This is a genomic window from Nonomuraea sp. LPB2021202275-12-8, from assembly GCF_037044575.1.
GTDB lineage: Bacteria > Actinomycetota > Actinomycetes > Streptosporangiales > Streptosporangiaceae > Nonomuraea.
This window is the reverse complement of record NZ_JBAHWD010000025.1, coordinates 118,559-130,881: the sequence shown is the minus strand read 5'-3', so window position 1 is coordinate 130,881 and position 12,323 is coordinate 118,559. Positions and strand designations below refer to the sequence as shown.

Below are 12,323 nucleotides of genomic sequence, written 5' to 3'. Positions count from 1 at the left end.
GACCCTGCTGCCTGCAGATAGCCGACCTCGGCCACACCGGGGGCGAGCGGGTCATGCATCCACACTCGCACCCGATGGAAGTCAGCCGGCATCGGCTCCTGGCCGACGCCGAGCCCCGTCCCATCCGACGTGGATCACGCCGAGCCGTGCCGAGAGCGCGGGGGCCGTCGGCACGGGCGGCGGGCTGTCGTCCTCCTCGATGAGCACCGCGTACTCGTCGGAGAACACGCCCTTGACGCCCTGCGACGTGGCGCGGACCTTGAACGCGTACTCTTGGCCGACAAGCAGCGGGCTGTAGGTCGCCGTGGTGGTACCCGGCTCCGTGGTGGCCACGAGGAGCCACGGCGCTGAGGATCTTCGCCCACGGCTGGCCAGCGCTGTCGTGGGTCGTGTCGAACGTCCAGTCGAGCTCGGGCAGCGCGCCGCGCGCCTGCGCCTCAGCGAGAAACGTCTGCAGGATGGTGCCGGGCGTCGCAGACGTGAACGCCCTCTTTCCGTCCACCAGCGGCGCAGGCCCTGGGTAGAGCACGATCTTGCGCAGTTGCCAGCCGTAGCCGGGCAGCTCGAACGTCTCGACGCCGGCCTCGTCGGGGATGGCTGTTCCGCGCCGGATCCGCAGGAACCGCGAATCAGGCGGCTCCGGCCAGGTCTGCCCGTCCTCCGAGCACTCCACCGCGACCTCGCACGGCTGCGCGAGCAGCTCCGCGCCGAGGGCATAACGGCTGAACCGCAACGTCATCGCGGGCACGTCGTTCAACGGGGCCGCGGCCTCGAACAACAGCGCGTGTGGCAGCAAGCCCAGCTTGGGGCCGTTGGGTGCGTAGGAGATGAGGCGGACGTTGAACGCCTGATTGCCCCCTTCCCGTGCTTACCGCCGTCGCCGGTGCCGCCATGCTGACGACACCGGCCACCGCCGACGCGGCCACGGCCTCAGCCATCAAGACCGCTGGGGTGGTCACCGTGCGCGACATGAGCGACTGCCGGGACGGATGGCTGTGCGTTTGGGAATGGACGAACTACCAAGGCGACAGGTATTCACGGAAGTCGGCTGGCACCATGGAGCTGGAGGACAGCTGGCGGGACCGGATCACCAGCGTCTGGAACAGGCGTAATTCCAGTGTGGTTCTGGTCAATGTCCGGACCGGGTTCCCTGACGTGACAAAGACGGTCCATGCGGGCGACGCCATCGCAGACCTGGGGAAAGAGGGATATTTCCTCGGCGGGAACTGGAATAACAAGGTCGACAAAATCATCCTCAAGTAATAAAGGGTGACCCTCACCGAATTGCCCCTCCGTAGCCGGGTCCATTCGGTGCCCGGGCTGCTGTTGGCACCCCTTCTTATCTTGAGGAAGCCGGAGCGGATGATCATCGGTACGTCAGGATGAGTGACACAAAGGAGTCGCCGCCACCAGCGCCGGCGAACAGCGCGGAGTTTCGGCTGCTGGGGCCGGTCAGCGTGTGACTGGACGGCGAGCCGATCGGGCCCAGCACGGCGCAGCAGCGTTCGGTGCTGGCGATACTGCTGCTGAACGTGGGACAGACCGTGTCCATCGAACGGCTGGCCGAGGCGGTGTGGGGTCAGCCGTTGCCGGCGTCGGGTCGTAATGCCATCCAGGGGTACGTCTCTCGGTTACGACGGCTGCTGGGCCGGATGGGTGACACGGTGGTGTCGACCTCGGCGCCGGGGTATCGGCTCGACCTCGACCCTTCGCGCGTCGATCTGTATCTGGCCCAGCGGCTGATCTCGCGGGCGCGGGAGAGTGACGATGAGGAGGCCGAGCGGCTGCTGCGGCAGGCGCAGCGATTGTGGATCGGACCGTCGCTGGGCGGGGCGGCGGGAGACTGGCTGCACGGCACCTACCGGGTGGCGCTGGAGGAGGCGCGGCTGAGCCGTATCGAAGAGCGGATCGAGATCGAGGTACGGCTGGGCCGGCTCGCCGGGCCGCTCGGCACAGATGCGGCCGCCTTCCCCGCTCCCCCAAGGGATCGCGAGTGGTGGTTCGGAGCTTGCTCAGCCGGACGGCCGCACGCCACCCACTGCGTGTCACGGCGCTGTTCCTGGTGGGCCACGAGCTCACCACGTGTGGCGCCTGCCCTGATGGCGGGGCGCCCGGCCGACCGTGACCTCACGACCGGCCGGGTTCTCCCGCCGCACGTCAGATGGTGACCATGCTGTCCACCGCCTCGGGGGCGAGGACGTCTTCGATCACCATGACGGCCGCTCCGATGATGCCGGCGCGGTCACCCAACTCGCTGGCCTGAATACGCAGGTGCTGCGTGGCCAGCGGGAGGGAGCGTTTGTAGATCACTTCGCGGACCCCGGCGAGGAGATGCTCACCGGCTTCGGCGACGTCGCCGCCGATCACGATCACCGCCGGGTTGAAGAAGTTGACGATCGAGGCGAGGACGTCACCGATCTCGCGGCCCGCCTGGCGTACGATCCGGGCGACCTCCGGGTGGCCCGCGCGCAGCAACTCCATCACGTCCCGGCTGCGCCGGGCGGGCAGGCCGGCCGCGGCGACGCGGGCGGCCAGGGCGGCGCCGCCGGCGACGGCTTCGAGGCAGCCCCGGTTGCCGCAGGGGCACAGCACGCCGTCAGCGGTGGCGACGCGGATGTGCCCGATGTCGCCCGCGGCCCCCTGGGCCCCCCGGTGCAGCCGCCCGTCGGAGATGGTGCCGCAGCCGATGCCGGTGCCGATCTTGACGAAGATGAGCTGGTCGGCTTCTGAGTGGCCGGCCCAGTGCTCGCCGAGCGCCATGATGTTGACGTCGTTGTCGACGAGGACGGGAACGCCCAGCCGTTCCACCAGCCACTCCGGAACCGGGAAGCGGTCCCAGCCCGGCATGATGGGCGGGTTGACGGGGCGCCCGCTCACGTGTTCGACCGGGCCGGGCAGGCCGATTCCCGCTCCGCACACCTCGGCCAGGTCGCGCCCGCTTTCGGCGAGCAGCTCGGTGAACGTCTGCGCGAGCCATGCCAGGGTCGGTTCCGGCCCCCGGTCGATCGGCACCTCGGCGGTGCGCTCGGCCAGCACGGTGGCACCCAGATCGGTGAGCGCCACGCGATCGTGCGTGACTCCCAGGTCCGCGGCGAGCACCAGGCGGGCCGCCTTGTTGAAGGCGAAGGCGGTCGCCGGTCTCCCGCCGGAGGAGATGACGTCGTCGGCGGGCACGATCCACCGGTGCCGAAGCAGGGCGTCCAGTCGCTGGGAGACCGTGGACCTGGCCAGGCCGGTGATGTGGGCCAGCTCCGTGCGGGTGCGGGCGGGCCCTTCCCGCAGGACGGACAACATCGCGCCGGCTCCGGCGCCTCCACCGTTGAGCGTGTCCTGTGTCACACCAGCCCCTCCACCAACCACTAAGACTTCAAATGATCCTAAGTCTAACTATGACGACAAAAATCGTACTTATGCTTGACGGTCGTCATAAGACCTCCTTACGATCTCGAAACATGGAGGAATTAGGCCTTACACCGACAGATCTAGCCCCCCTTCGGGTGGGGATCGTCGGAACAGGCTTCATCGGCGGCGTCCATGCCCGGGCCGCCCGGCTCGCCGGTGCCCGCATCGCCGGCGTCGCGGGCTCGACCCCGGAGCGGGCGGCACTGACGAGCGCTGCCCGGTTCGCCGACCGGGTTTACCACTCGCCCGAGGAGCTCATCGACTCCGGCGACCTCGACGTCCTGCACGTGTGCACCCCCAACCACCTGCATGCCCCGATCACGCTCAAAGCGCTGGAAGCCGGGCTGCACGTCATCTGCGAGAAGCCGCTCGCGACCGACTCCGGAACCGCCGCGCTGATGGCCGCCCGGGCCCAGCAGAGCGCGCGTACGGCGACCGTGCCGTTCGTCTATCGGTTCCATCCCATGGCCAGGGAGGCCAGGCACCGCCTGGCCACTGGCGAGATCGGCCGCGTCAGCCTCATCCAGGGCAGCTACCTTCAGGACTGGCTGCTCAGCCCGGACGACGACGACTGGCGCGTCGACCCCGGCCTCGGTGGACCGAGCCGGACCTTCGCCGACATCGGCTCGCATTGGTGCGATCTGGCCGAGTTCGTCACCGGTGACCGGATCAGCGCGGTGTCGGCGCAGACGTCGGTGGCGGTGCCCGCCCGCGCCGGAAGAGCGGACGTGCGCACGGAGGACATGGCGATCGTGCAGTTCCGGACAGTGGGCGGCGCCCTGGGCACGATGGCGGCCAGTCAGGTCTCCCCGGGACGCAAGAACCGGCTGTTCCTGGAGATCTCGGGCAGCCGGGCCAGCGTCGCCTTCGACCAGGAGCAGCCAGAAACGCTCTGGCTGGGCCGGCGGCAGGGGTCGGAGCTGCTGACGCGCGATCCGCAGACGCTGTCGAACCCGGCCCGCCGCTACTCGCCCCTGCCGGCGGGTCATGCGCAGGGCTATCACGACTGCTTCGACGCGTTCGTCGCCGACAGCTACGCCGCGGTGCGCGGAGAGCGCCCCGACGGACTGCCGACCTTCGACGACGGCCTCAGGGCCGCCCGGATCTGCGACGCCGTGCTGACCTCGGCACGCACCGGAGCGTGGGTGGAGGTGGAGAGCTCGTGAGCCTGCTGCGGATGCGGGGCATCGGCAAGAGTTTCCTCGGTGGACGCGTGCTGACCGGGGTCGACCTCGACGCCGAGGCGGGACAGGTGCACGCCGTCGTCGGCGAGAACGGCGCGGGGAAGTCGACGCTCATGAAGATCCTCGCCGGGGTGCACGCGCCCGACGAGGGCACGATCGAGATCGACGGCACAACGGTCGTGTTCGGCCATCCCCTTGACGCGCAACGCTCCGGCGTCGCGATCATCTACCAGGAGTTCAATCTCCTGCCCGACCGCTCAGTCGCCGAGAACGTCTTCCTCGGCCGCGAGCCGGTACGCCGCGGACTGGTGGACCGCGCGAAGATGGAGGCGGAGACCGACCGGCTGCTGGCCGGGCTCGGCGAGACCTCCTTCGGCGGCCGTGACGCCGTCCGCCGGCTGAGCGTCGCCCAGCAGCAGGTCGTCGAGATCGTCAAGGCTCTGTCGGTGGACGCCCGCATCATCGTGATGGACGAGCCCACCGCCTCCCTCGCCGAGCACGAGGTCGAGCTGCTCTACGCCCTGATCCGCCGACTGCAGGAACGCGACATCGCCATCCTCTACATCTCCCACCGCCTGCGCGAGGTGTTCGACCTGTCCCAGCAGGTCACCGTGCTCAAGGACGGCGCCCGGGTGACCACGACGGCCACCTCCGGCGTGGGGCCGGCGGAGCTGGTCAGGCTCATGGTCGGCCGCGAGCTCAGCGACTACTTCCCGCCACGCGCCACCGCGGACGAGGCCGGCGAGGTGCTCCTCGGCGTGCGCGGCGGCGGGAACGGCAAGCTCAGCGGCATCGACCTCGACCTGAGAGCCGGGCAGATCACCGGCGTGGCGGGCCTGCAAGGCTCGGGACGCACCGAACTGGCCAAGGCGATCTTCGGAGCGGAGCCGTTCACCTCCGGCGAGATGACCCCATGCAGACCCCGGACGGTCCGCCAGGCCGTGGCCGCCGGGATCGGGCTGGTCACCGAGGACCGCAAATCAGAAGGGCTGGCGCTGCGGCAGTCCGTCAGGGACAACGCGCTGCTGGTGGCGCGCACGTCCGCCGCGCGCACCCCGGCGGGGCGCGCCTCGCGCGGCGGCGTGCGCGCCCTCCTGGAGACGGTACGGCTCTCACCACCCGACCCTGACAAGGAAGTCCGGTACCTGTCCGGAGGCAACCAGCAGAAGGTCGTCCTGGCCAAATGGATGACCGTAGGCCCCCGCGTGCTGCTCTTCGACGAACCGACCCGAGGCGTGGACGTCGGCGCCAAGGCCGCCATCCATGACCTGATGCGGCAGCTCGCCAGGGAGGGCATGGCCATCATGATGATCTCTTCTGAGCTGCCCGAGCTCATCGGGATGAGCGACCGCATCCTCGTCATGCGCGACGGCCGCATCGCCGGTGAACTGTCCCCGGGCGCGAGCGAGGAGACCATCATGCATCTCGCCGCGAGCGAGGAGGCGGCATGACCGGCCAGAGCCCGCCCCCGTCCCCCACCGTTCCCCGGCCCCGCCAGCCGGGCGCCGGGCCCGGCGGCCTGCGACGCACGTTCACGGAGATCAACCCGACCAGAGTCGTCTACCTCGCGCTCGCCGCCACGATCGTCATCGGCTGGGTGCTGGTCACCGTCGACGGCGGGAACTTCCTCACGCTGGAGACCGTCGTCGGCGTCCAGCAGCGCTCGGCGGCGCTCGGCATCGTCGCCGTCGGCCAGACCCTGGCGATCCTCGCCGGGTCCCTGGACCTGTCCGTCGCCTATCTGATCAGCCTCTCCTCCCTGGTGGCGGCCGAGATCATGGCGGGCCAGGACGGCGGCATCGGTCCGGCCGTCCTCGCCGTGCTCGGCGTCAGCGCCCTGGTCGGGATGGTCAACGGGCTGATCATCACCCGCCTGCAGGTGCACGCGTTCATCGCGACGCTGGGCGTCGCCTTCGTCATTAAGGGCATCATCGACCACCTGTACGACGGCCCAGCCGGCAGCGTGCCGAGCTCCTTCCAGCATCTGGGCTACGACCGGATCGGCCCCGTTCCCGTGTCGGCGCTGCTGTGGGCCGCCGTGGCGGTGGCCGCCTGGTTCCTGCTGCGCCGGACGCGCCTGGGCTACCGCATCTATGCCGTCGGCGGCGACGCCGACGTGGCCCGCCTGTCCGGAGTGCGTACCGACAGGATCGTGGTGCTCACCCACATCCTGTGCTCGCTGTGCGCGGGCATCGCCGGCCTGCTGCTGGCCAGCAGGCTCGGCGCGGGCGCGCCGACGGTCGGCACCGACGGCGGCTACGACCTGGAGTCGATCGCCGCGGTCGTGCTCGGCGGCACCGTGCTTGCGGGCGGAAAGGGCGGCGTGGCCGGGACGATCGGCGGCGTCCTGCTCCTCGCGGTGCTCGACAGCATCTTCAATCAGCTCGAGGTGAACTCCTTCTTCAAGGACGTGGTCAGGGGCGTCGTCATCGTGGCCGCCGTCGCCGTCTACGCCCGCCGCGGCAGGAAGAGGCGATCGGCATGAAAAGGACCCTTCCCATCCTCGTGGTCCTCGCAGTGCTGCTGGTCGCGATCGCGGCCGCCAACCCGCTGTTCCTCGAACCCGCCGGGTTCCTGGCTTTCGTCAAGCGGGCCGCGCCCCTGGTGATCCTGGCGGCGGGCCAATACTTCGTCATCGTCTCGGGCGAGTTCGACCTGTCGGTCGGCTCGCTGGTGACGGTCGAGGTGGTCGTCGCCGCGCGCCTGATCGACGGGGACGAGTCGGCCACCTGGCCGGTGCTGGCCCTGCTGATCCTGCTCGGGCTGCTCGTCGGCCTGATCAACGGCGTGGTCACCACGGGCCTGCGCGTCCCGTCGTTCATCACGACGCTCGGCATGATGCTCATCCTGTCCGGCGCGGTGTTCCTGTGGACCGGCGGCGCCCCTCGCGGCGCTCTGTCGGAGGCGTTCCGCGCCTTCGGCCGGGGCAGCCTCGGCCCCGTGCCCTGGTCCGTCCTCGTCCTGCTGGCAGTCGCCGGCTCCGCGGTCATGCTCACGCGTTCCGACTTCGGCAAGCGGCTGATGGCCACCGGCGACAACGAACGCGCCGCCGCCCTGTCCGGCATCGCGGTGAACCGTACGCGGATTCTCGCGTTCGTCATCTCCGGCCTGGCCGCGGCCGTCGCGGCCATCCTGCTGGGCGGCTTCGCGGGCGTGTCGGCCCAGGTCGGCCAGGGGCTGGAGTTCTCCGCCATCACCGCGGTCGTCCTCGGCGGCGTGGCGCTCGGCGGCGGCCGGGGCTCGGTCGTCGCCGCGATGGCGGGCGCGCTCACCCTGGAGGCGCTGTTCACCCTGCTCAACCTGTACGGCATCTCGGGGGCGCTGGAGTACACCGTGCAGGGCGTCATCATCATCGCCGCGGTCGCTGCGGGAGCGCTGAGCTTCCGGCCCCGGCTTCGTGCCACCACCTGATCACCCCCTAACAAGAATCAAAGGAGACGCCATGCCGCGTCGTCGGCCTTTCACAGGCCTTGTCATGATCTCGGCGGTGCTGCTCGCCGCCGGTTGCACCAGCGACAAGCCCACCACCACCGCCCAGTCCTCAGCGGCCCCATCCGCCTCGGCGTCCGCGTCCGAGCAGGGCGCGGGCACCGGTGAGCAGTCGAAGTTCTTCGTCCAGGCCGACCACGACGCCCAGCTCGCCATGCGGACCACGACCCCGCAGGGCCCCGCGGACAAGCCCTGGGAGCAGGCGATCGACCCGCAGATGGTGAGCACGGAGAAGTACAAGAAGAGCGGGAACTACCACCTGTGCTTCTCCAACGCCGCGATCAACAACCCCTGGCGGCAGGTGGGCTGGAAGACCATGCAGGCCGAGGTCGCCCAGCACAAGGAGATCACCAAGTTCACCGCCCTGGACGCCGAGGGCAAGGACGACAAGCAGATCTCCGACATCGCCGAGCTGCAGGGCAAGGGCTGTGACGCCCTCATCGTCTCGCCCAACACCACCGCCACCCTGACACCGGCCGTCGAGGCCGCCTGCGGCAAGATCCCCGTCATCGTGTTCGACCGCGGTGTCGAGACCGACTGCCCGGTGACGTTCATCAACCCCATCGGCGGCTACGCCTTCGGCGCCGACGGCGCGGAGTTCCTCGCCGAGAAGGTGCCCGCGGGCGGCAAGGTCCTCGCCCTGCGCATCCTGCCGGGCGTGGACGTGCTGGAGACCCGCTGGTCGGCGGCGAAGGTCGCCTTCGACAAGAGTCAGCTCGACATCGTCGGCGTGGAGTTCACCGACGGCGACGCCGCCAAGACCAAGAGCATCGTGAGCGACTACATCCAGCGCGAAGGCAAGATCGACGGAGTGTGGATGGACGCCGGCGCCACCGCCGTCGCGGCGATCGAGGCCTTCGAGGACGCCGGGCAGCCCGTCCCGGCCTTCGTGGGCGAGGACCAGCAGGACTTCCTGCAGAAGTGGAAGGGCGGCAACCTCACCGCGGTCGCGCCGACGTACCCGACCTACCAGTGGCGCACGCCGATCATCGCCGCGCTGAAGATCCTCAAGGGCGAGGAGGTTCCGAAGCAGTGGAAGCTCCCGCAGCCGAAGATCACCGCGGAGAGCCTGGACACCTACCTGCAGCCGAACATGCCGCCCCTGCACTACGCGCTGTGCGGCTGCGAGACCCTGCCCGGTTTCCCGGAGAACTGGGGCGGCAAGAAGAGCTAGCTGACCAGCACTTTCACCCCGAGGAGGATCCAGGCATGTGGCCGATCGGCGTCAACACGTGGGTGTGGACGTCACCGCTGACGGACGACGAGCTCGCACGGCTGGCCCCACGCGTCGCCGGCTGGGGATTCGACGTCATCGAGCTGCCCATCGAGCACCCCGGCGACTGGGACCCGCACAAGGCCGCCGCGCTCCTGGCCGAGCTGGGGCTGGGCGCGTCGGTGGTGCTGGTCATGCCGCCGGGCAGGGAGCTGGTCGCGGCGTCCGCCCAGACCGTCTCCGACACGCAGGACTATCTGCGGGCCTGCGTCGAGGCGGCGGCCGTGGTGGGCTCGCCGGTCGTCGGCGGTCCCGCCTACGCCTCCGTCGGCCGGACCTGGCGCGTCTCGCTGGAAGAGCACCGGGCCCTGTACGCCGAACTGCGCGAGAACCTGCGGCCGGTCGCCGACTACGCGGCCGGTCGCGGGGTGCGCATCGGCGTCGAACCGCTCAACCGCTACGAGACCAGCCTCATCAACACCGTCGAGCAGGCGCTGGAGGCGCTCGACGGGCTGCCGGACGAGGGCTGCGGCCTGGCCCTGGACAGCTATCACCTCAACATCGAGGAGAAGGATCCGGCTGCAGCGGTACGGGCCGCCGGCGAGCGGATCGCGCTTGTGCAGGTGTGCGGCACCGACAGAGGCGCGCCGGGCGCCGACCACTTCGCCTGGCCCGCCTTCGCCGACGCGCTGCGCGACGCCCGCTACACAGGGCCGCTCGTCATCGAGTCGTTCACCGCTGAGAACCAGGCCATCGCCACCGCGGCCTCCATCTGGCGGCCGCTCGCCACCAGCCAGGACGCCCTGGCCACCGAAGGGCTCGCCTTCCTGCGAACCCTCTGACGTCCATCCACCGGCCGGGCTTCTCATCGGGGGGCGCCCGGTCCGATCCGCATGCCGGAAACCACCCCCCTCGGAGACATCCATGCGCCGCTTGCTCGCGCTCGTCCTCCTCCCGATCCTGCTGTTATCCGTCAGCCTGAGCCCCGCCCCAGCCGCGGTCCAGGCACCCGCGTTCCGCGCCCTGCTGTTCACCGAGACGGCGGACTACGTCCACGATTCGATCCCCGCCGGAATCACGATGGTCCAGCAGCTCGCCACCACCGGCAATTTCGAGGTCGTGCAGTCGGCCAGCTCGTCCTCCTTCACCGACGCCAACCTCGCCACCTTTGACGTCGTGATCATGCTGCAGAACTCCGGCATGGTCTGGGACAACGACGCCCAGCGCCAGGCGATGCAGAGGTACGTCGGCAACGGTGGCGGCATCGTCGCCGTGCACAACACCACGGACATGAACGTCGAGGCGCAGTTCCCGTGGTGGGATCAGCTCATCCAGGGCGGCGCGCACATGACCGCGCACTCGTCGATCGTGCAGGGCACCGCCAAGGTCGCCGACCGCGTGCATCCTTCGACGGCCGGGCTGCCCGAGCGCTGGACGCGTACCGAGGAGTGGTACAACTTCGACAAGAATCTGCGCGGCGACGTGCACGTGCTGGTCACCGCCGACGAGACCACCTACGACGCCGGTGGCAGCAAGATGGGTCACGACCACCCGATCTCCTGGTGCCGCAACGCCGAGGGCGGCCGGGTCTGGGCGACCGCCATGGGCCACCAGGCCGCCTCCTACACCGAGAACGCCTTCCGCCAGCACGTGCTCGGCGGCATCCGGTGGGCGGCCGGCGACGCCGAGGGCGACTGCGGCGGCACGGTGTGGAACAGGTTCCAGAAGGTCACCCTCGACAGCGCCCCCGACCAGCCGATGCAACTCGACGTGACCGCGGACGGGCACGTGTACTACATCACGCGCACCGGCAAGCTCATGGCCATCCACGAGGGCGGCGCCATCGTCACCGCCGGCACGCTCGACGTCTACACCGGCGGCGAGGACGGCCTGATCGGCATGGTCCTCGACCCGAACTTCGCCACCAACCACTGGATCTACCTCAACTACTCCCCCGCCGACGGCCCGGCGGCCAACTAGGTCTCCCGCTTCACGCTCAACGACCACACCCTCGACCTGGCCAGCGAGAAAAAGCTGCTGGCCATCCCGGCGACCAGGACCGACGAGCCCGGCCACACCGGCGGTCAGCTCGCCTTCGGGCCCGGCGGCAATCTCTTCATCGGCGTGGGCGACGACATCAACCCGTTCGCCTCCGACGGGTACGCGCCGATCGACGAGCGCGCGGGCCGGGCCAACTTCGACGCCCAGAAGACCAGCGGCAACACCGACGACCTGCGCGGCAAGATCCTGCGCATCCACCCGGAGCCGGGCGGCACCTACACGATCCCCTCGGGCAACCTCTTCCCGCAGGGCACCGCGAAGACCCAGCCGGAGATCTACGCGATGGGCTTCCGCAATCCCTTCAGGTTCGCGGTCGACTCCGAGACCGGCTGGATCTCGATGGCCGACTACGGGCCCGACGCCGGGAACGCCAACGCCAACCGGGGGCTCGTGCTCGCCGCGGAACCAGCGCACCACCATGACCGCCTGCCGGAAAGGGCTCAAGGCTCGGCTGCCTTTCGGGGTGCCACGCAGTCGGCGTTCTTCGTGCAGGAGCCGCGCGACGTACTGAACGAGTGCGTGGGAGACGTCGAGCGTGGCACGATGAGCAATCACGTGGAGCCTTTCGGCCTTGAGCGTTCTTGTGGTGAGAGCTCTTCTACCGGGGGCTCCACGTCTGTTTCCAGCCTTCGGCGACTCCTCCCGAAAGGCCCGGAATGCCACGGGCGGTGTCCAAGAAATCCCAATCGCCCGAACTATTTCGCTGAGATCACCTCACTGAGGGGACCCGGACTGGTGGGCTCGCTTATTCAACTGTCGTCAGTTCGGCGGGGTGGCCTGGGTAGTGGTGACTGTGTGTGGTCGCCTGAGGCGTAGCGGTTGTAGGTGGTTCCGATCTCGGCGGCGATCTTGGCCGTGGTGACAGGGTGGAAGGGCCCCCACTCGGGTCCGTGTCACCAGAGGAAAAGTAGCTGTGAGTAACCGGGAGTTCCCGGACGGCTTGACATAAAAGCTGCTAGCGAGCAACGCGACCT

10 protein-coding genes and 1 pseudogene are annotated in these 12,323 nt (G+C 69.5%); 9 read left to right on the top strand and 2 right to left on the bottom strand.

Features of this window, described 5'->3' with window-relative positions; all coding sequences use genetic code 11:
• Positions 1 to 81: 81 nt before the first annotated feature.
• Positions 82 to 333: a hypothetical protein gene (locus tag V5E28_RS34595; RefSeq protein WP_336213295.1), complete on the bottom strand. Its 252-nt coding sequence runs from the start codon at positions 331 to 333 to the stop codon at positions 82 to 84.
• 531 nt (positions 334 to 864) lie between these two features.
• Here V5E28_RS34595 and V5E28_RS34590 point away from each other — a divergent pair.
• Positions 865 to 1,263 (top strand): peptidase inhibitor family I36 protein, encoded by a 399-nt coding sequence (locus V5E28_RS34590; protein WP_336213293.1) that lies wholly within the window; start codon positions 865 to 867, stop codon positions 1,261 to 1,263.
• 200 nt (positions 1,264 to 1,463) lie between these two features.
• Complete coding sequence (locus V5E28_RS34585; protein WP_336213302.1) at positions 1,464 to 2,168, top strand: AfsR/SARP family transcriptional regulator; 705 nt, start codon at positions 1,464 to 1,466, stop codon at positions 2,166 to 2,168.
• Here V5E28_RS34585 and V5E28_RS34580 read toward each other — a convergent pair.
• Positions 2,158 to 3,294 (bottom strand): ROK family protein, encoded by a 1,137-nt coding sequence (locus V5E28_RS34580; RefSeq protein WP_442945916.1) that lies wholly within the window; start codon positions 3,292 to 3,294, stop codon positions 2,158 to 2,160. The two genes, V5E28_RS34585 and V5E28_RS34580, sit on opposite strands and share 11 nt — an antisense overlap.
• A 158-nt stretch (positions 3,295 to 3,452) precedes the next feature.
• Between V5E28_RS34580 and V5E28_RS34575 the strand changes: the two genes are divergently transcribed.
• From V5E28_RS34575 to V5E28_RS34545, 7 genes and pseudogenes are all read left to right on the top strand, one after another.
• The gene (locus tag V5E28_RS34575; RefSeq protein WP_442945914.1) at positions 3,453 to 4,568 is read left to right on the top strand and encodes a Gfo/Idh/MocA family protein; all 1,116 of its coding nucleotides are present in this window, start codon (positions 3,453 to 3,455) and stop codon (positions 4,566 to 4,568) included.
• Positions 4,565 to 6,037: a sugar ABC transporter ATP-binding protein gene (locus V5E28_RS34570; RefSeq protein ID WP_442945913.1), complete on the top strand. Its 1,473-nt coding sequence runs from the start codon at positions 4,565 to 4,567 to the stop codon at positions 6,035 to 6,037. Before V5E28_RS34575 ends, V5E28_RS34570 begins: the two co-directional genes overlap by 4 nt.
• Positions 6,034 to 7,071: an ABC transporter permease gene (locus V5E28_RS34565; RefSeq protein ID WP_336213290.1), complete on the top strand. Its 1,038-nt coding sequence runs from the start codon at positions 6,034 to 6,036 to the stop codon at positions 7,069 to 7,071. The genes V5E28_RS34570 and V5E28_RS34565 overlap by 4 nt, the downstream gene beginning before the upstream one ends.
• Positions 7,068 to 7,997 carry an ABC transporter permease gene (locus V5E28_RS34560; protein WP_336213288.1) on the top strand — a complete coding sequence of 310 codons (930 nt, stop codon included), beginning with the start codon at positions 7,068 to 7,070 and terminating at the stop codon, positions 7,995 to 7,997. Before V5E28_RS34565 ends, V5E28_RS34560 begins: the two co-directional genes overlap by 4 nt.
• 64 nt (positions 7,998 to 8,061) lie before the next feature.
• Positions 8,062 to 9,249 carry a substrate-binding domain-containing protein gene (locus tag V5E28_RS34555; protein WP_336213287.1) on the top strand — a complete coding sequence of 396 codons (1,188 nt, stop codon included), beginning with the start codon at positions 8,062 to 8,064 and terminating at the stop codon, positions 9,247 to 9,249.
• A gap of 35 nt (positions 9,250 to 9,284) precedes the next feature.
• Positions 9,285 to 10,130 carry a sugar phosphate isomerase/epimerase family protein gene (locus V5E28_RS34550; protein ID WP_336213286.1) on the top strand — a complete coding sequence of 282 codons (846 nt, stop codon included), beginning with the start codon at positions 9,285 to 9,287 and terminating at the stop codon, positions 10,128 to 10,130.
• An 82-nt stretch (positions 10,131 to 10,212) separates the two neighbouring features.
• Positions 10,213 to 12,165, top strand: a pseudogene (locus V5E28_RS34545) (ThuA domain-containing protein).
• Positions 12,166 to 12,323: the final 158 nt, after the last annotated feature.

What these genes read in the sequence shown, in the direction of transcription:
- V5E28_RS34580 (WP_442945916.1), bottom strand. Translation starts at nt 3,294, where the DNA reads ATGTTGTCCGTCCTGCGGGAAGGGCCCGCCCGCACCCGCACGGAGCTG.
- V5E28_RS34575 (WP_442945914.1), top strand. Translation starts at nt 3,453, where the DNA reads ATGGAGGAATTAGGCCTTACACCGACAGATCTAGCCCCCCTTCGGGTG.
- V5E28_RS34565 (WP_336213290.1), top strand. Translation starts at nt 6,034, where the DNA reads ATGACCGGCCAGAGCCCGCCCCCGTCCCCCACCGTTCCCCGGCCCCGC.
- V5E28_RS34560 (WP_336213288.1), top strand. Translation starts at nt 7,068, where the DNA reads ATGAAAAGGACCCTTCCCATCCTCGTGGTCCTCGCAGTGCTGCTGGTC.
- V5E28_RS34555 (WP_336213287.1), top strand. Translation starts at nt 8,062, where the DNA reads ATGATCTCGGCGGTGCTGCTCGCCGCCGGTTGCACCAGCGACAAGCCC.
- V5E28_RS34550 (WP_336213286.1), top strand. Translation starts at nt 9,285, where the DNA reads ATGTGGCCGATCGGCGTCAACACGTGGGTGTGGACGTCACCGCTGACG.